Annotated in this window: 17 protein-coding genes; 12 read left to right on the top strand and 5 right to left on the bottom strand. The window is 59.2% G+C overall.

What is annotated here, in order from left to right; genetic code table 11:
• Positions 1-31: 31 nt before the first annotated feature.
• On the bottom strand, positions 32-370 hold the full coding sequence (locus J4E42_RS07215; protein ID WP_192227506.1) for a hypothetical protein: 339 nt from the start codon (positions 368-370) through the stop codon (positions 32-34).
• A gap of 126 nt (positions 371-496) precedes the next feature.
• Between J4E42_RS07215 and J4E42_RS07210 the strand changes: the two genes are divergently transcribed.
• Positions 497-961, top strand: coding sequence for an Lrp/AsnC family transcriptional regulator (locus tag J4E42_RS07210; RefSeq protein WP_008024235.1), 465 nt, complete (start codon positions 497-499; stop codon positions 959-961).
• 108 nt (positions 962-1,069) lie between these two features.
• Here the strand turns inward: J4E42_RS07210 and J4E42_RS07205 are convergent, their stop codons facing one another.
• Positions 1,070-2,437: an inorganic triphosphatase gene (locus J4E42_RS07205; RefSeq protein ID WP_008026000.1), complete on the bottom strand. Its 1,368-nt coding sequence runs from the start codon at positions 2,435-2,437 to the stop codon at positions 1,070-1,072.
• A gap of 156 nt (positions 2,438-2,593) precedes the next feature.
• Here J4E42_RS07205 and argE point away from each other — a divergent pair, with 156 nt between their 5' ends.
• Together argE and argA are read left to right on the top strand one after the other, a co-directional pair.
• Positions 2,594-3,742, top strand: coding sequence for an acetylornithine deacetylase (argE, locus tag J4E42_RS07200; RefSeq protein ID WP_207284907.1), 1,149 nt, complete (start codon positions 2,594-2,596; stop codon positions 3,740-3,742).
• A 230-nt stretch (positions 3,743-3,972) separates the two neighbouring features.
• Positions 3,973-5,271, top strand: coding sequence for an amino-acid N-acetyltransferase (gene argA / locus J4E42_RS07195; RefSeq protein ID WP_008026003.1), 1,299 nt, complete (start codon positions 3,973-3,975; stop codon positions 5,269-5,271).
• Between the two features lie 113 nt (positions 5,272-5,384).
• On the opposite strand, the gene tauA is transcribed toward argA, so the two are convergent.
• Positions 5,385-6,374, bottom strand: coding sequence for a taurine ABC transporter substrate-binding protein (gene tauA / locus J4E42_RS07190; RefSeq protein ID WP_008026005.1), 990 nt, complete (start codon positions 6,372-6,374; stop codon positions 5,385-5,387).
• Between the two features lie 361 nt (positions 6,375-6,735).
• On the opposite strand from tauA, the gene J4E42_RS07185 reads away from it, so the two are divergent.
• From J4E42_RS07185 to J4E42_RS07145, 9 genes are all read left to right on the top strand, one after another.
• On the top strand, positions 6,736-8,070 hold the full coding sequence (locus tag J4E42_RS07185; RefSeq protein WP_008040737.1) for an OprD family outer membrane porin: 1,335 nt from the start codon (positions 6,736-6,738) through the stop codon (positions 8,068-8,070).
• A gap of 373 nt (positions 8,071-8,443) precedes the next feature.
• Positions 8,444-9,805: an OprD family porin gene (locus J4E42_RS07180; RefSeq protein WP_207284906.1), complete on the top strand. Its 1,362-nt coding sequence runs from the start codon at positions 8,444-8,446 to the stop codon at positions 9,803-9,805.
• 294 nt (positions 9,806-10,099) lie between these two features.
• Positions 10,100-10,738, top strand: a complete 639-nt coding sequence (locus J4E42_RS07175; RefSeq protein WP_192416673.1) for a peroxiredoxin — start codon at positions 10,100-10,102, stop codon at positions 10,736-10,738.
• A gap of 347 nt (positions 10,739-11,085) precedes the next feature.
• A complete protein-coding gene (ssuE, locus tag J4E42_RS07170) occupies positions 11,086-11,679 on the top strand; it encodes an NADPH-dependent FMN reductase (protein ID WP_008026012.1) in 594 nt (197 codons plus the stop codon).
• An 89-nt stretch (positions 11,680-11,768) separates the two neighbouring features.
• Positions 11,769-12,734 (top strand): sulfonate ABC transporter substrate-binding protein, encoded by a 966-nt coding sequence (locus J4E42_RS07165; protein WP_008026015.1) that lies wholly within the window; start codon positions 11,769-11,771, stop codon positions 12,732-12,734.
• A gap of 25 nt (positions 12,735-12,759) precedes the next feature.
• Entirely contained in the window at positions 12,760-13,908 is a 1,149-nt protein-coding gene (ssuD, locus tag J4E42_RS07160) for an FMNH2-dependent alkanesulfonate monooxygenase (protein WP_207284905.1), read from the top strand.
• Positions 13,909-13,916: 8 nt separating this feature from the next.
• Positions 13,917-14,699 carry an aliphatic sulfonate ABC transporter permease SsuC gene (gene ssuC / locus J4E42_RS07155; RefSeq protein ID WP_192227512.1) on the top strand — a complete coding sequence of 261 codons (783 nt, stop codon included), beginning with the start codon at positions 13,917-13,919 and terminating at the stop codon, positions 14,697-14,699.
• Entirely contained in the window at positions 14,696-15,502 is an 807-nt protein-coding gene (gene ssuB / locus J4E42_RS07150) for an aliphatic sulfonates ABC transporter ATP-binding protein (protein WP_008040746.1), read from the top strand. The genes ssuC and ssuB overlap by 4 nt, the downstream gene beginning before the upstream one ends.
• Before the next feature lie 33 nt (positions 15,503-15,535).
• On the top strand, positions 15,536-15,751 hold the full coding sequence (locus J4E42_RS07145; RefSeq protein ID WP_003229256.1) for a molybdopterin-binding protein: 216 nt from the start codon (positions 15,536-15,538) through the stop codon (positions 15,749-15,751).
• Between the two features lie 169 nt (positions 15,752-15,920).
• Here J4E42_RS07145 and J4E42_RS07140 read toward each other — a convergent pair whose 3' ends face one another.
• On the bottom strand, positions 15,921-16,559 hold the full coding sequence (locus tag J4E42_RS07140) for a TetR/AcrR family transcriptional regulator (RefSeq protein ID WP_008040751.1): 639 nt from the start codon (positions 16,557-16,559) through the stop codon (positions 15,921-15,923).
• Between the two features lie 91 nt (positions 16,560-16,650).
• Complete coding sequence (locus J4E42_RS07135) at positions 16,651-17,376, bottom strand: carbonic anhydrase (RefSeq protein ID WP_223480661.1); 726 nt, start codon at positions 17,374-17,376, stop codon at positions 16,651-16,653.
• Between the last annotated feature and the right edge of the window lie 18 nt (positions 17,377-17,394).

Here is a 17,394-nt window from a genome sequence, read left to right as displayed (position 1 = left end):
CCACTACCCGACGAATCCGTATCAGGTTTTTTCAGCCCGTCGCCTGAGCGGCTTCAGCCCATGCGGAATCAGACGCTTGCAGGTCCACCGAGCAGACGCTGATCAGGTTACGTAGTTTTTCCGCGATCACTTGAGCGCGGTGCCAGCTCAGTCCATCCATGACGATGTCGATCGCCAGCAGATCGTCCGTGCGCTGTACGTTGACCTGTTGCGGCGTCAGGAACTGCAAAGCGAACAGGTTGAGCGCCCGGCACAGCAGGTCCGGTTCGGCTTCGGCCAGTAGTTGGTAGTGCACACGACACTGGGCGTTGCTGGTGTTCCAGACATCGGCGCGAGTGGGCGGGGTGTTCACGGCTTCAAGATGCGGCATGGTCGGTCTCCAAAATCACTGGAGGAATTTTTACATTCGATGCCGGGCATTTCTTATCTATGATGGGGCTAATTAACGATTTATCGAATCGTGTGATTCAACAAGACATCGATTACGGGTTTTTCTATGCAAAGCGAACTGGATGGCTACGACCGCAAGATTCTCGCGTTGCTGCAAGAGGACGCTTCGCTCTCCAGCGCGCAGATCGCCGAGCAGGTGGGGCTTTCGCAGTCGCCGTGCTGGCGGCGGATCCAGCGGATGAAGGAGGAGGGGATCATTCGTGGTCAAGTGACGCTGCTGGACCGCAAGAAAATCGGGCTCAACACGCAGATTTTTGCCGAGGTCAAACTCAACGCGCACGGGCGTTCGAACTTCACTGAGTTCACCGAGGCGATTCGCGGTTTTCCCGAAGTGCTGGAGTGTTATGTGCTGATGGGGTCGGTGGATTTCTTGTTGCGGATTGTCACGGCGGACATCGAGGCGTATGAGCGGTTTTTCTTTGAGAAGCTGTCGATGGTGCCGGGGATTCAGGAGGTGAACTCGATTGTGGCGTTGTCGGAGATCAAGTCGACGACGAGTTTGCCGGTCTGAAGATTTGCGGTGAATTTGCTGGCCTCATCGCTAGCAGGCTAGCTCCCACACGGGTTTTGTGGCGTGCACAAAGCCAATGTGGGAGCCAGCCTGCTGGCGATAGCGGTTTTACATACGCAGCAGCATTTTCCAGGCACGATTCTGATAAACGGCAATCGCCTGCTGCTTACGCGCATCCAGCAATTCATCGGTGATCGGCTCGTTAGCCAGCAACGCCAACTGTTTCAGCTCGCCGTACAGTCGATCCATTTCCGGGACCTCCAGCACGTTGCGCGCATGGTGCAACCAGGACTGGATGCGCTCGATGCGCGGCAGTTGCTCGGCCAGATCTTCCGGCTGCTGCTGGTAACGCTGCAATTGCAGGGACGTCGCTTCTTCACCGAGCAAGCGCGGCAACCAGCTACCCAGTTGCGCAGCGCCCTGGCGATTGCCGCGAACATTACGATCGGCCGCCCAGGTGCGGGCCAGCAGCCAGCGCGAGGTGTTCAGCGAGAACAGGCCCCAGCGCGGGTCTTCGAGTTCTTCGAGGAACTGCTCCGGCGCGGCTTTGCGCACGTCTTCGTCGTCCAGGCCGGCTTGAACCAGCGGACGCCAGTCTTCAAGCAAGGCATCCAGCGCGAGACGCAGATCGTGCGTCGACTGACGTGGCGCGGCCTGGCCAAGGCTGCTCAGCAGGGCGCGCAATTCAGCAAGGTTTTCGACCCAGTCCTGCAACAGACGCCAGTGGCCATTGAAGCGATATTGCTCGGCCAGACGCTGGCTGCTGCTCAGCAAGTGCCAGCTCAACGCGGCGAACGCGTCGTCCAGCGGCATTTCGGCGCTGATCTGCGGGGCCGGCAGGCTCAACGAATAGCTGTTGGCGTCGTACAAGCGATAACCGCGTTCGGCCTTGCTGATGTCACACGGCATCAGGGCCAGGGTCGCGGCCAGTTCGGCGGCCAGCTCCAGCAATGCAGCCGGTTCGCCTTCGCGCAGTTCCAGTTCCAGCTCGCAGATTTCTTCTTTCTGCTTGCCGACCACCACGTGGCCCAGGTCCAGCGCGGCTTCGATGACCACTTTGGTCTTGCCACGGCCCCAGGCGATTTCAGCGCGTTCGCGGACGAAATCGGTGGTGAAGATCGGCTTCAGGGTTTTCTTGTCCAGCTCGGCCAGCTCTTCAGGCCAGCATTCGCCGTCGAGTTTTTTCACGTCGAGCTTGGCTTTGGGCAGGTTCCAGTCGTATTCGTTACGCTCGGACAAACCGGCGACGCTCTGGCCACGGGTCTTGAGGGTCTGAATGACTTCTTCGCCGTCCTTGCGCAGGCGCAGGGCAACCTTGGCGCGGGCCAGGTCGCGCTCAGGCGTGTCGAAGTACTGGTTCATCAGTTCACGGCGTTCCCAGCCACTTTTGTTGCGTTTTTTCAGGAGCGGGTGCTCGCGCAGTGCGGCGAGGGTTTCGCGGCTGACGCGGAGTTTGATTTCAGTTTCTTTCTGCATGGCCGGAAAATCCAGGATCGGGAGCGCAGCCGGGGGAATGTGTGGCTGCCAAGGTCGTGCAGTGTACAGCACTGCTCAGGCCTACGCGCCGCGACGGTTTATTCCTGTCACCGGATGGTTCTATGATGGACTTCAATTCGGGAGTTGGAGTCAGCGATGCCGTTGCCGTCGATGAAAGATCAGTTCGCTGCGCTGATTGCCGCACCATCGGTCAGTTGCACTCAGGCCAGCCTCGATCAGACCAACCGTCCGGTGATCGATTTGCTGGCGACGTGGCTCGGTGATCTGGGTTTTGCCTGCGATATCCAGCAGGTCAGCCCCGGCAAATTCAACCTGCTGGCCAGTTTTGGTTCCGGCCCCGGCGGTCTGGTGCTCGCCGGGCACAGTGACACGGTGCCGTTCGATGGTGCGTTGTGGCAGACCGATCCGCTGAAGCTGACTGAAGTCGATGGCCGCTGGGTCGGGCTGGGCAGTTGCGACATGAAAGGCTTTTTTGCCCTCGCCATCGAAGCCGTCCTGCCGTTGCTCGACCAGCCGTTCAAACAGCCGTTGCTGATCCTCGCCACTTGCGACGAAGAAAGCTCGATGTCCGGCGCGCGCGCCTTGGCCGAAGCAGGACGCCCGTTGGGCCGAGCGGCGGTGATCGGCGAGCCGACCGGGCTCAAGCCGATCCGCATGCACAAAGGCATCATGATGGAGCGCATCGACATTCTCGGTCAGAGCGGCCATTCCTCCGATCCGCGCCTGGGCCATAGCGCCCTCGAAGCCATGCATGATGCGATTGGCGAATTGCGCGGCCTGCGCCTGCTGTGGCAACGTGAATTCCGCAATCCGCAGTTCGGCGTGCCAACACCGACCATGAACTTCGGCTGCATCCATGGCGGGGATAACCCCAACCGGATTTGCGGTCAGTGTTCGCTGGAGTTCGACCTGCGTCCGTTGCCGGGCATGGACCCCAAGGTGCTGCGTGCGGAGATTCTGCAGAAACTCCAGCCGGTTGCCGAGCGCCATCAGGTGAAGATCGATTACGCGCCGCTGTTCCCTGAAGTGCCGCCCTTCGAGCAGGCTGAGGACGCAGAATTGGTCCGCATCGCGGAGCAGCTCACCGGTCATCGCGCCGAAGCAGTGGCGTTCGGGACGGAAGCGCCTTATCTTCAACGCCTTGGCTGCGAAACGCTGGTGCTGGGCCCGGGTGACATCGCGTGTGCGCACCAACCGGGGGAATACCTCGAAATGTCACGTTTGCAGCCTACCGTGCATCTATTACGACAGTTGATTGAACATTACTGCCTGAAGGCCACATAACCTGTAGGAGCCAGCTTGCTGGCGATGAACGATGACGCGGTTCACCTGATGGACCGCGCCGTATGGATCGCCAGCAAGCTGGCTCCTACAGGTAAATAACCGATGTTTAAACCCGTATTCATGAGGAGAGCGCGCGTGTCGCCAAGCCTGTTCCGACGATAACCATCAGCCCGCTGTGCGTTTTCTGTTTCGCCCATTTTTTGGCTGCTATTTATTACAGGCCCAGGTTCATGCCCGAATACGTTAATTGGCTTCGTCACGCTTCGCCTTACATCAATGCCCACCGCGATTGCACCTTCGTCGTCATGCTGCCCGGCGACGGCGTGGAGCATCCGAACTTCGGCAACATCGTCCACGACCTGGTGCTGCTGCACAGCCTCGGCGTGCGATTGGTGCTGGTTCACGGTTCCCGTCCACAAATCGAAACCCGTCTCGCGGCACGCGGCCTGACCCCGCATTACCACCACGGCATGCGCATCACCGATGCCGCGACCCTTGAGTGTGTGATTGATGCGGTCGGCCAGTTGCGTATCGCCATCGAAGCGCGCCTGTCCATGGACATGGCTTCGTCGCCGATGCAGGGCTCGCGCCTGCGGGTGGCCAGCGGCAACCTGGTGACCGCCCGGCCGATCGGCGTGCTCGAAGGTGTCGACTATCACCACACCGGCGAAGTGCGCCGGGTTGACCGCAAAGGCATCAATCGCCTGCTGGACGAGCGCTCCATCGTGCTGCTGTCGCCGCTGGGCTACTCGCCGACCGGTGAGATTTTCAACCTCGCTTGCGAAGACGTCGCCACCCGCGCGGCCATCGACCTGGGTGCCGATAAACTGTTGCTGTTCGGCGCGGACCTGGGCTTGATCGATGAAAACGGTCGTCTGGTGCGCGAACTGCGCCCGCAACAAGTGCCGGCGCATTTGCAGCGTCTGGGCAGCAACTATCAGGCGGAACTGCTGGATGCGGCGGCTGAAGCCTGCCGTGGCGGCGTGGCGCGCAGCCATATTGTCAGTTACGCCGAAGACGGCGCGCTGCTGACCGAACTGTTCACCCGTGACGGCGGCGGTACGCTGGTGGCACAGGAGCAATTCGAGGTCGTACGCGAGGCCGCGATTGAAGACGTTGGTGGCTTGCTGGACTTGATCAGCCCGCTGGAAGAGCAGGGGATTCTGGTGCGGCGTTCCCGCGAAGTGCTGGAGCGTGAGATCGAGCAGTTCAGCGTGGTCGAGCGCGAAGGCATGATCATCGCTTGCGCGGCGCTGTATCAGATTGCCGATTCGGATGCCGGGGAGTTGGCGTGTCTGGCGGTGAACCCGGAATACCGTCATGGCGGTCGCGGGGATGAGCTGCTGGAGCGGATCGAAACCCGTGCCCGGGCTCAAGGTTTGAAAACCTTGTTTGTCCTGACGACCCGTACGGCTCACTGGTTCCGCGAGCGCGGGTTTGTGCCAAGCAGCGTCGAGCGCCTGCCGTCGGCGCGGGCGTCGCTGTACAACTATCAGCGTAATTCGAAGATCTTCGAAAAAACCTTGTAACCCGGACCCTGTGGGAGCGAGGCTTGCCCGCGAAGGCGGCCTCAAATTCAACATATGTGTCGGCAGGTATGGCCTCTTCGCGGGCAAGCCTCGCTCCTACGGGGAACGGTGTGTTACTCGGTGACGAATTTCGCACTGACATACGGCGAATAGTCCGGCAGCACCGTCTCAACCTTGCCTTGTTCCTTCAAGAACTTCGCCGTCTCACCAATCGCCTTCGCCGTGCCGCCCTCCAGCAGCGCGGTGGTTTGTTGCGCCTTGGCGTCCGGGAATGCAGAACCGGCCAGCAGTTCCGGCACATCGGCGGCATTGGCACCGGTCAGTTTGGCGATTTTCTGTACCGGCACCGAATCCGCAGTCCAGCTGTCTTTATGTGCCGCATAGTCGGCGAACGAGTCCAGCGTCACCTTGGCGAACTTGGCGACGACGTCGGGATGTTTCTCGGCGTAATCCTTGCGCGCTACCCACACTTCAAAAGTCGGCGCGCCCCACTGACCGACCTGTGCAGCGTCAGTCAACGTCTTGCCAGTCTTGCGAATTTCCCCCAGGGCGGGCGACCAGACGAACGCACCGTCGATGTCCCCACGCTTCCAGGCGGCAGCGATTTCCGCTGGTTGCAGGTTCACCACTTTGACTTTCGAGGCGTCGAGGCCCCAGTGCTTCAAGGCGCCGAGCAAGCTGTAGTGAGAGGTTGAAACGAACGGTGTGGCGATGGTCTTGCCGATCAGATCTTCCGGTTTATCGATGCCGCTGCCGTTGCGTACCACCAACGCTTCGGCGGCGTTGATCTGGGCAGAAACGATAAACGCGACGATCGGCAAATTGCGCGAGGCGGCCGCGGCCAGTGGGCTTGAACCGAGGTTGCCAATCTGTACGTCGCCCGAGGCGATGGCGGTTACTACTTCCGGTCCACTGTTGAAACGACGCCAGTCAATTTTTTGGCCGATGGTTTTCTCGTAGAGTCCATCCGCCTGGGGAACTTTGCTGGGGTCTATTCCGGTTTGATAGCCGACGGTGAGGTTCGCGGCATGGGCGGAAAAAGAAAATAATACCGATACACAAACTGTAACAATTGGGTTGGATAGTGCGCGCTTGGTCGTCATGGCGTAGGCCTTATCGATAGGAATTGTTGCGGAATTGCTTCCAAACCTAATCGATCTAAAAAACGCCTAATAAATACCATTTAGGAATTAGCTTATGAGCTGGCCGCTCTAGTCCGCGGGGCAGCAAACGGTGAGCAAAATTCCTAAACGGTATTAGAAAAGAATCCATTCATTCTTTTCAGGTTTATGACGAAATCATGACCCTGCACGGACCAAAAAACGGGGATTAGACCATGGTCGTAGACACACATGGTTACGATTGACTTGTGGGTCACGCTCTGGCGCTAATCGCGCATCTTAGGACTTGGGACATTGATTCCGGGCCAGGAATACAAGAATTAGAGACGAGAGGAGTTTAACAATGAACAAGTCCACCTTGGCGCTGGCCGTGGCCCTAGGGGTTATGGCGCAGCAGGCAGGCGCCGCCGGTTTCATCGAAGACAGCAAGGCTTCCGTCAGTTCGCGTACCTATTATTTCGACGCCGATGTCCGTGAAGGCGCCAAGACCCCAGCTAACCGTCAGCGCGAAGCCGCTGAAGGCCTCAAATTCGATTACCAGTCGGGCTTCACCCAAGGTGTCGTAGGTTTCGGTATCGATGCCCAGGCATTGGTCGGTATCCATCTGGACGGCGGCAAGGGCCATCACCCGGACAATAACTCCTTCAGCCCTAGCGATACCGATGGTTCGGCAGAGAGTTCGTGGAGCCGCGTGGCGGGCAACGTCAAGGCACGCTTCTCGAAGACAGAGGCCCACTACGGTGGTGCCCTGCAGCCAAACATGCCGATCCTGATCGCGAACGACAGTCGCGTACTGCCACAAACCTTTGAAGGTGGCACCATCACCTCGAAGGAAATCGACAACGTGACCTTCAACGTAGGTCAGCTGGAGCACGCGACGGGTCGCGCATCCAGCAACAGCACTGGCCTGTCTGTGGCTGGCGCTACTCAGGACAGCAATCAGTTCCGTTATGCCGGTGCGGACTGGAAAGTCACCAAAGACCTGATGCTGCAGTACTACCACGCGAACCTGGAAGACTTCTACAAGCAGGACTTCCTCGGCCTGGTGCACGTCTACCCGATCGCACCCAACCAGTCGTTCAAGACCGACCTTCGTTATTTCGACAGCAGCTCCGACGGCAAGAACGGTCAGGCTGGCTACCAATTCAACAACAACGGTGGTTTCGCCAAGAACAAGGGCGAGGTCGATAACAAGACCTGGAGTGCCACGTTCACCTACACCCTGGGCGGCAACGCGTTCCTGCTCGGGCATCAGCGTGTCAACGATGACGGCGGCTTCGTCTTCTTGAACCAGGGCAACGTTGTCGATGGCAACGGTCGCAACGAAGGTGGTGGCGGCGCCAGCTTCTACTCGTTCACCGATGCCACTGTGGGCAGCTTTATCCGTGCCGGTGAAAACACCACGTACGGTCAGTACACCTATGACTTCGCGTCTTTGGGTGTACCAGGCTTGAAAGCTTCGGCTGCTTACTTGTATGGCCGGGATATCAAGACCGTCAGCGGCGCGGGTGAAGACCTGAACGAGCGGGAAACCGACCTGCGCGTAGACTATGTGATTCAAACCGGTCCACTTAAAGGGTTTGGCACGACGGTGCGTCACGGTGCTTATCGTGGCAACACCAACGCTGACCAAGACCAGACCCGTCTGATCTTCAACTACACCTACAGCTTCCTGTAAGAGATTGCGCAAAAGAGCCTCGCCGTTTGGCGGGGCTTTTTTGTGTTTTTTTCACATATGCCAATTAGGTATTACTTAGGAATTTATTATTCTTTTTGGCTTTTAAAATAAAGCCCTAAAGTGCATCCCGCCGGGGCCGATATCGAGTGTCCCGTAGCGATTAAAATGCCGCTTTTTATTCCCGCACGGCATGAAAAAGAATGAAATAAATGTATTTACGTTTACCATGCCGGCCCATTCGCCGCGCTTAGACCCTTGACTTAGACACATCAGTTGAGTGGCGCGCGGATTGCGGTTGGCGGTATCCGCACATTTCAGGATCCAGGGCATTCGACTCAGGACCGAAAAAATTAGAAACGAGAGGAGCGAAACAATGAACAAGTCCACCTTGGCCCTGGCTGTGGCCGTAGGGGTTTTGGCGCAGCAGGCAGGCGCCGCCGGTTTCATCGAAGACAGCAAAGCTACTTTGGGGCTGCGTAACTTCTACATCAACACTGATAACCGTGACCACGATGCCGCCACCGCTTCTGGTGTGCAGAGCAAAAACGAAGAATGGGGCCAAGGCTTCGATCTGCGCTTCACCTCCGGTTACACCCAAGGCACCGTCGGTTTCGGTATCGATGCTATCGGCCTGCTGGGCGTGCGTCTGGATTCGGGCGGCGGCACTAACGGCGCCACTTCGACTTCGTACGGCGGCACTGTTTTCCCAAGCAAATCCAACGGCGAAGCGGTTGATAACTTCTCCAGCCTGGGCCTGACTGCCAAAGCCAAGATCTCCCAGACTGAACTGAAGCTGGGCACCCTGCAGCCAAAACTGCCGGTTATCGTGACCAACGACGGTCGTCTGCTGCCACAAACCTTCCAAGGTGGCCAGATCACTACGAACGAAATCAAAGACCTGACACTGGTCGGTGGTCAGATCGAGCACGCCAAAGGTCGTAACTCCAGCAACAACGAAGAGTTGTCGATCGCTGGTGCCAACGCCCACACGGCTGCCGGTCGCGACAGCAACAAATTCATTTACGGTGGCGGTGACTACAAAATCACCAAAGACCTGACTGCCCAGTACTACTACGGCAACCTGGAAGACTTCTACAAGCAGCACTTCCTGGGTCTGGTTCACAACTGGGCCATCGGTCCGGGCGTGTTGAAGTCGGACTTCCGTTACTTCAACAGCCGTGACGATGGCGCTAATGGCCACAACTCGAGCTACTTCACTACCGGTAATGACACCGGTTTCGCTAACGGTCGAGGCAAAGTCGACAACAATCTGTACAGCGGCCTGTTCCTGTACTCCGTTGCCGGTCACACCTTCGGTGGCGGTTACCAAGCCAGCAACGGCAACAGCGACTTCCCTTGGTTGAACCAGGGCGACGGCTCGTCGGCTTACCTGACTACCGACAGTCAGATTGCCAAGTTTGCCCGCGCCGGTGAGCGCACCTGGCAAGCTCGCTACTCGTATGACTTCGCCAAAGTCGGCGTACCTGGCCTGACCGCCGGTGTGGTTTACCTGCGTGGCGACAATATCGACACCGTGGGTGCCAACGGTCGCGAAAACGGCTCTGACGGTTCCGAGTGGGAACGCGACCTGACCGTCGGATACGTCGTACAAGAAGGCACGCTGAAGAACCTGGGCGTGATGTGGAAAAACGCTACCTGGCGCAACGACATCCCTGGTCAGCGCGACCAGGACGAAAACCGCCTGATCGTCAGCTACTCGATCCCGCTGTTGTAATAGCGCTCGCGTAACCGCTGAAAAAAAGCCCCGCCCGGCATCACGCCGGGCGGGGCTTTTGCGTTTTCGGGGCGGGGTCACCCCCGTAATCCCGTCCCGAAACGTTCCCTCTTTTGCAGCGACTCAAGGCCTTCTCGAACCTTGGAAGCGATAGTCGTCGCGATGACTTTGCGGGTCCAGTGAACAGATCTTTAATATTCTTTTAGAGTCTAAGAATGGCTTTATTTATTCTTTTTCTAAACTCCCCAACACGAGCTACAGTTGAGTTCTACACCTACTCATCAGGAGCCCACCATGAGCATCAGACTCGGCGACATCGCACCCGACTTCGAACAGGATTCCAGCGCCGGCACCATCCGTTTCCATGAATGGCTGGGCGATAGCTGGGGCGTGCTGTTTTCCCACCCGGCGGATTTCACCCCGGTGTGCACCACCGAGCTGGGCTTCACCGCCAAGCTCAAGGATGAATTCACCCAGCGCGGGGTCAAGGCCATCGCGTTGTCGGTAGACCCGGTGGACTCGCACCACAAGTGGATCGAGGACATCAACGAAACCCAGAACACGATCGTCAACTTCCCGATCCTGGCCGACGCTGATCGCAAGGTATCGGACCTGTACGACCTGATTCACCCAAACGCCAACGATACCCTGACCGTGCGTTCGCTGTTCGTGATCGACCCGAACAAAAAGGTTCGCCTGACCATCACCTACCCGGCGAGCACCGGCCGCAACTTCCATGAAATCCTGCGGGTGATCGACTCGTTGCAACTCACCGACAACTACAAGGTGGCCACCCCGGCCAACTGGAAGGACGGTGAAGAAGTGGTGATCGTGCCGTCGCTTCAGGATCCAGAGGAAATCAAGAAGCGCTTTCCAAAGGGTTATCGCGCGGTGAAACCGTACCTGCGCCTGACACCGCAGCCGAACAAGTAACCCGCAGCATTTTGGGCGCTGCTGAAATCGTCATCGCGAGCAGGCTCGCTCCCACATTAGAACGCGGTCAACTGTGGGAGCGACGGTGCGACGATTCGACCTGCTCGCGATGACGGAGTATCAGGCGCCACAGAATTCAGATTCAGCAGCATCCATAAAGCAGGGGAATTTCAGGCCGTTTTCACGGCCTGTTTTTTTGCCCGGAAGAAAGGTTTTTGCATATCTCTTAAACGCATAACCAAATGAATAAATATGATTTAAAGATATATAAATCACCTGTTAAGGTCTCTCCATCGAAGCGAGATCGCCCACTGCGAATCGCCTGCACCGTTCAAGGAATCGTCTGAATGCTGGTCGTCTCACTCGGTGGCAGTCCCAGCCAACGCTCCCGTTCCGGGGTGCTGCTGGAGCGCTCTCAACGCTGGTTGCAAGAGCAAGGTGTGGAAGTGGTGAGTTATCAGGTACGGGACTTCCCGGCCGAAGACTTGCTGCACGCACGGTTCGACAGCCCCAAGGTGATCGACCTGTTGCAACAGATTGAAAACGCCGATGGCCTGCTGATCGCCACCCCGGTGTACAAAGCGTCGTTTTCCGGCGCTCTGAAAACCGTGCTGGACCTGCTGCCCGAACGCGCCCTGGCGCACAAAGTGGTTTTGCCCATGGCCACCGGCGGCAGCATCGCTCACATGCTGGCGGTGGACTACGCACTCAAGCCAGTGCTGTCGGCATTGAAAGCCCAGGAAATGCTCCACGGGATTTTCGCTGTGGACAGCCAGATCGCTTACGGCGAAGGCAGCGCTCAGGCGCAGCTGGCGCCGGAGCTGGAACAACGACTGAATGAATCGCTGGAGTTGTTCTTCAGCGCCATGGCGCGACGGCCCAAGCCGATCGATCCGAACCTGCTGAATGATCGTTTGTTGAGTGCTCGCTGGAGCATTTAAGCCTCACCCTGACTTGATGTACTCACCTTACTCAGCCGTCAACGGCCAAGCAGGTGCAGCCAAAACCCAACTGCAAAAAGGAGAGCGCTATGCGCACTGTCATTTTGCGTCGTGGTCTGGTCGCTCTGTTTGCTGCGGCTGTAACCTTCGGCGCCATTACTCAAGCACAAGCTGAAACCCTGCGGATCGGCTATCAAAAGTACGGCACCCTGGTGCTGCTCAAAGCCAAAGGCACCCTGGAAAAACGCCTCGCCGCCCAAGGCGTCGATGTGCAATGGACTGAATTCCCCGGCGGCCCGCAGCTGCTTGAAGGCCTGAACGTAGGCTCCATCGACTTCGGTGTCACCGGCGAAACGCCTCCGGTCTTCGCTCAAGCGGCGGGCGCCGATCTGCTCTACGTCGCCTACGAACCGCCTGCGCCGCACAGCGAAGCGATCCTGGTGCCGAAGGACTCGCCGATCAAATCGGTGAAGGACCTCAAGGGCAAGAAAGTCGTGCTCAACAAAGGCTCCAACGTTCACTACCTGCTGGTCCGCGCGCTTGAAGACGCCGGCCTCAAATACACCGACATCCAGACCGTCTTCCTGCCGCCGGCCGATGCCCGCGCCGCGTTCGAGCGTGGCAGTGTCGATGCCTGGGTCATCTGGGACCCGTACCAGGCCGCCGCCGAGAAGCAGCTGCAAGCGCACACCCTGCGCGATGGCAAGGGCATCGTCGACAACCATCAGTTCTACCTGGCGACCAAGCCTTACGCACAGAAAAATCCTGAGGTGATCAAGACCCTCGTGGAAGAAGTGCGCGCCGTCGGCGAATGGTCCAAGGCCAATCCTGAAGACGTGACCAAACAGGTCTCGCCACTGCTCGGCTTGCCGGAAGACATCACCCTGACCTCGGTGAAACGCCAGGGCTACGGCGCGTTGTTCCTGACCCCGGAAGTGGTCGCTGCGCAACAGAAAATCGCCGACAGCTTCTACCAGCTCAAGCTGATTCCGAAGCCGCTGAGCATCAAAGACGTGATCTGGACGCCACCGGCAGCCGTTGCCAAAGCGCAGTAATTCGATTCCCCAAGGAGACCACTCCATGAGCCTCAATATCTTCTGGTTCCTGCCTACCCACGGCGACGGCCATTACCTTGGCACCGCCGAAGGCGCTCGCGCCGTTGACCACGGTTACCTGCAACAAGTCGCGCAAGCGGCGGATCGCCTGGGCTTCGGCGGGGTGCTGATTCCCACTGGCCGCTCGTGCGAAGACTCATGGCTGGTGGCTGCGTCGCTGATCCCGGTGACCCAGCGTTTGAAATTTCTTGTCGCCCTGCGCCCCGGGATCATTTCCCCGACGGTGGCTGCGCGTCAGGCCGCGACACTGGATCGTCTGTCCGGCGGTCGTGCGCTGTTCAACCTGGTAACCGGCGGTGATCCGGAAGAATTGGCCGGCGATGGTTTGTTCCTGACCCACGAAGAGCGCTATCAGGCTTCGGTGGAATTCACCCGCATCTGGCGTCGCGTGCTGGAAGGCGAAACCGTCGATTACGACGGTCAGCACATCAGCGTGAAAGGCGCCAAGTTGCTCTATCCGCCGATCCAGCAGCCGCGTCCGCCGCTGTATTTCGGCGGCTCGTCGGAAGCCGCGCAAGACCTGGCCGCCGAACAAGTGGAAATGGTCCTGACCTGGGGCGAACCGCCGGCCGCCGTGGCCGAGAAGATCGAACAGGTTCGCGCCAAAGCCGCGAAGCTTGGCCGCACGGTGCGCTTCGGTATTCGCTTGCACGTGATCGTCCGTGAAACCAATGTCGAAGCCTGGCAAGCGGCGGACCGACTGATCTCGCACCTGGACGACGACACCATTGCCCGTGCCCAGGCTTCCCTGGCGCGCTTCGACTCCGTGGGCCAGCAACGCATGGCGGCGCTGCATGGCGGCAGTCGCGACAACCTGGAAGTCAGCCCTAACCTGTGGGCCGGCGTCGGCCTGGTGCGTGGCGGTGCCGGTACTGCACTGGTCGGCGACGGTCCGACCGTGGCCGCCCGCGTGAAGGAATACGCGGACCTGGGCATCGACACCTTCATCTTCTCCGGTTACCCACACCTGGAAGAGTCGTACCGCGTCGCCGAGTTGCTGTTCCCGCACCTGGACATCGAGCGTCCGGAGCTGCCGAAAAGCGCCGGTTACGTCAGCCCGTTCGGCGAGATGGTCGCCAACGACATTCTTCCCAAAGCTGCGTCCCAGAGCTGAGGCGCGCCATGAAGAGAATCATCCACAACCTGGCGCCCTGGGCGTTGCCGATTTTGCTGTTGGCGGTGTGGCAGTTGTCGGTGTCGGCGGGCTGGTTGTCGACACGGATTCTGCCGGCGCCGATTGCCGTGATCGAAGCCGGCGTGAGCCTGGTGCGCAGCGGTGAAATCTGGACGCACCTGGCCATCAGCGGCTGGCGTGCGGCGCTGGGCTTCACCATCGGTGGCGGTATCGGCCTGGCGCTGGGCTTCATTACCGGCCTGTCGAAATGGGGCGAGCGCCTGCTCGACAGTTCGGTGCAGATGATCCGCAACGTGCCGCACCTGGCGCTGATTCCGCTGGTGATCCTGTGGTTCGGCATCGACGAGTCGGCGAAGATTTTCCTGGTGGCGTTGGGCACCTTGTTCCCGATCTACCTCAACACCTACCACGGCATTCGCAACGTCGACCCGGCGCTGGTGGAGATGGCGCGCAGCTACGGCTTGTCCGGTTTCAGTCTGTTTCGTCAGGTGATTCTGCCGGGTGCATTGCCTTCGATTCTGGTCGGCGTGCGTTTTGCGCTGGGCTTCATGTGGCTGACCTTGATCGTTGCTGAAACCATTTCCGCGAGCTCCGGCATTGGCTACCTGGCAATGAACGCCCGAGAGTTTTTGCAGACCGACGTGGTGGTGCTCGCGATCCTGATGTACGCGGTGCTGGGCAAACTGGCCGACCTCGCGGCCCGTGGACTTGAACGTGTGTGGCTGCGCTGGCATCCGGCTTATCAAGTTGCCAAAGGAGGTGCCGCATGACCGCTCAACAACCTCCACGCCTGCTGCGCGGGATTCCGCTGGTGGTGCGCAAGCTGCAAAAAACCTTCGGTTCGCGGCAGGTGCTGCGCGAGATCGATCTGCACATTCCGGCCGGCCAATTCGTCGCCGTGGTGGGGCGCAGTGGTTGCGGCAAAAGTACCTTGCTGCGGTTGCTCGCCGGCCTCGATAAGCCGACTGGCGGCGAGTTGCTCGCCGGTTCCGCACCGCTGAGTGACGCACGGGAAGATACCCGGTTGATGTTCCAGGAAGCCCGTCTGCTGCCGTGGAAAAAGGTCATCGACAACGTCGGCCTCGGGCTCTCGGGCAACTGGCGGCCACAAGCGCTGGAAGCGTTGGAGTCGGTGGGTCTGGCGGACCGCGCCAATGAATGGCCGGCGGCCTTGTCCGGCGGGCAGAAGCAGCGTGTGGCCCTGGCCCGCGCGCTGATTCATCAACCGCGCCTGCTGTTGCTGGACGAACCGCTGGGCGCGCTGGATGCCCTGACCCGGATCGAAATGCAGCAACTGATCGAACGGCTCTGGCAGAAGCACGGTTTCACCGTGTTGCTGGTGACCCACGACGTCAGTGAAGCGGTGGCGATTGCCGATCGGGTGATCCTGATCGAAGAGGGCGAAGTCGGCCTCGACCTGCACGTGGAACTGCCGCGCCCTCGGGTTCGGGGTTCGCATCGGCTGGCGGCGCTGGAAACCGAAGTCCTCAATCGCGTCCTCGCGCTGCCCGGCCAGCCGCCGGAACCGGAACCTGTTTCACCCTTGCCTACGCAATTGCGCTGGGCTCAATAACTCAAGCCTCATTCAACGACAGGAATCAACATCATGACTATCAAAGCCATCAACGTTCGTAACCAGTTCAAAGGCTCGATCAAGGAAATCGTACTGGGTGACGTGCTGTCGGAAATCGACGTGCAAACCGCTTCCGGCATCGTCACGTCGGTGATCACCACCCGCTCGGTAAAAGAGCTGGAGCTGGTGGTCGGCAGCGAAGTGATCGCGTTTGTGAAATCCACCGAGGTGTCGATCGCCAAGTTGTAAGGGCGTGCGCCAACAACAACCCCGGAGGGCGTGAGCCCTTCGGGGTTTTTTGTGCATGTCTTGAACTCAGCTGTGTGGCCATCGCGAGCAGGCTCACTCCCACATTTGGAATGCATTCCCCTGTGGGAGCGAGCCTGCTCGCGATGAGGCCGGTGCAGCTGAAAAATAATCAGGCAGGAATAGCACGCTTGGGCAAATACGGCGGCAAATACAGCCCCAAATACGCATCAAACACCCGCATCCCTTCCTCGGCCATGCGCGGAGTGATCTGCCCATGCTGCTGCACTGAACGGGCATAAACGCGATCACCCAGCTCCATGGCCAGCGCAAACACATCAACGTCAGTCGGCAATTTAGGCAGTTCGAAATGATGATCGAACAGCTTGTGCATCAGGTCGCCCAGCTCAATGTCGTGCTGACGGTCGGCCTGGGTGACTTCGGTCAGGCCATGCTGCGCGAGGATCAATTGGCGAGCGGCGGCGTCTTCGTCGTAGATGTCGAGCATGCGTTGTTCCACCAGCCGCGACAGGTCGCGCCAGCCGTTGAGCGCATCGTGGTCGATGGGCGCTTGCAGGCAGGCGCGAAAAGCCGCGTGGACGTCGGCGGTCAGCGCTTCGAGCAGGGCCGGGACGCTGGCGAAAAAGTGGTAGACCGAGGAGGGCGGGATTTCCGCGCGTTCGGCAACGCTGTAGATCGACAGACTGGCCACGCCCTCGGCGGCCAGCAGCGTGCGGGCGGCATCGAGTATCGAATCGATCCGGGCCTGGCTGCGGGCGCGGGGTTTGCGTGGGGTGGCGAGTCGGGTCATTGAAGTCTCCTGCGGGGCAGCGGGCATTGTACGAGGCGGGTGGCACCTTGTCTGTATGGGCACCGCTGCCCGAATTGACTGTCAGGACTGTTTAGCCTCCGACGTGCACACTCCGACCGTTCAAGGGTTGAACTGGGCGTGAATTCATCGGATAGAGCACCTGGAAAGCCTCCAGTTGCGCGCGGGAAATTTCCAATGGAGTGGTCAGCACATTCCAGCGCACGCCTTCGGTACAGGGAGGTGTTGTGAGGGAGCCCATGTAGGAATAGGCGTTATGGTTTGCAGGTAATAACTGCGCAACGTTAATCGCCTCCAGGTTCGCAGTGCCACCTGTATTTTTTGGCATGGCTGCCAGGACAGGCTCCAGGTTCGGGTTGTGAGCACCTTCTTCAAACACCACGGCCACCACGGCCAGTTCGCCTGCGGCATTGCGATGAACCAGGTGTGCGTCCATCGGGAAGATGCGCCCCTGGATCATTTCTTCACTTGGCGTATGGAAATGCAGTTGTACCAAGGAGTAATGACCGGAGGCCAGATTGATTCCTCCGGCGTTCTCTGGAGTTACTTGAATCGTATGACCGTTGTTCACTACCGTGGCTTTGCCTGAATGATAGGTAAAGTTCAGAGGCTCCAGATCGGTTTTGACCGCGTCACGAATATCAATGGGCGACTGTGTTTGGCCTGACGAGCAGAGGCTGTACTCGCTCTTCAGTTCACCCCAGTTTTGTGGGCCGGTGGGGGCGGAATAGCTCCATGGGGCCGTGTCGCCAGCGGTTGCCCAGGCGGTCGTGCACAAACTGGCGACGATCAGAGTCATGGCTGTACCCAATCGCTG

Origin of the sequence: Pseudomonas sp. FW300-N2A2 (assembly GCF_017351735.1) — a bacterium.
GTDB lineage: Bacteria > Pseudomonadota > Gammaproteobacteria > Pseudomonadales > Pseudomonadaceae > Aquipseudomonas > Aquipseudomonas migulae.
The sequence above is the reverse complement of the archived record's forward strand: the minus strand, read 5'-3'. Positions and strand labels throughout refer to the sequence as shown.

Excerpts from the sequence above, each read along its gene's own strand:
- J4E42_RS07215 (WP_192227506.1), bottom strand. The coding sequence starts at position 370 with ATGCCGCATCTTGAAGCCGTGAACACCCCGCCCACTCGCGCCGATGTC.
- J4E42_RS07210 (WP_008024235.1), top strand. The coding sequence starts at position 497 with ATGCAAAGCGAACTGGATGGCTACGACCGCAAGATTCTCGCGTTGCTG.
- J4E42_RS07205 (WP_008026000.1), bottom strand. The coding sequence starts at position 2,437 with ATGCAGAAAGAAACTGAAATCAAACTCCGCGTCAGCCGCGAAACCCTC.
- argE (WP_207284907.1), top strand. The coding sequence starts at position 2,594 with ATGCCGTTGCCGTCGATGAAAGATCAGTTCGCTGCGCTGATTGCCGCA.
- argA (WP_008026003.1), top strand. The coding sequence starts at position 3,973 with ATGCCCGAATACGTTAATTGGCTTCGTCACGCTTCGCCTTACATCAAT.
- tauA (WP_008026005.1), bottom strand. The coding sequence starts at position 6,374 with ATGACGACCAAGCGCGCACTATCCAACCCAATTGTTACAGTTTGTGTA.
- J4E42_RS07185 (WP_008040737.1), top strand. The coding sequence starts at position 6,736 with ATGAACAAGTCCACCTTGGCGCTGGCCGTGGCCCTAGGGGTTATGGCG.
- J4E42_RS07180 (WP_207284906.1), top strand. The coding sequence starts at position 8,444 with ATGAACAAGTCCACCTTGGCCCTGGCTGTGGCCGTAGGGGTTTTGGCG.
- J4E42_RS07175 (WP_192416673.1), top strand. The coding sequence starts at position 10,100 with ATGAGCATCAGACTCGGCGACATCGCACCCGACTTCGAACAGGATTCC.
- ssuE (WP_008026012.1), top strand. The coding sequence starts at position 11,086 with ATGCTGGTCGTCTCACTCGGTGGCAGTCCCAGCCAACGCTCCCGTTCC.
- J4E42_RS07165 (WP_008026015.1), top strand. The coding sequence starts at position 11,769 with ATGCGCACTGTCATTTTGCGTCGTGGTCTGGTCGCTCTGTTTGCTGCG.
- ssuD (WP_207284905.1), top strand. The coding sequence starts at position 12,760 with ATGAGCCTCAATATCTTCTGGTTCCTGCCTACCCACGGCGACGGCCAT.
- ssuC (WP_192227512.1), top strand. The coding sequence starts at position 13,917 with ATGAAGAGAATCATCCACAACCTGGCGCCCTGGGCGTTGCCGATTTTG.
- ssuB (WP_008040746.1), top strand. The coding sequence starts at position 14,696 with ATGACCGCTCAACAACCTCCACGCCTGCTGCGCGGGATTCCGCTGGTG.
- J4E42_RS07145 (WP_003229256.1), top strand. The coding sequence starts at position 15,536 with ATGACTATCAAAGCCATCAACGTTCGTAACCAGTTCAAAGGCTCGATC.
- J4E42_RS07140 (WP_008040751.1), bottom strand. The coding sequence starts at position 16,559 with ATGACCCGACTCGCCACCCCACGCAAACCCCGCGCCCGCAGCCAGGCC.
- J4E42_RS07135 (WP_223480661.1), bottom strand. The coding sequence starts at position 17,376 with ATGACTCTGATCGTCGCCAGTTTGTGCACGACCGCCTGGGCAACCGCT.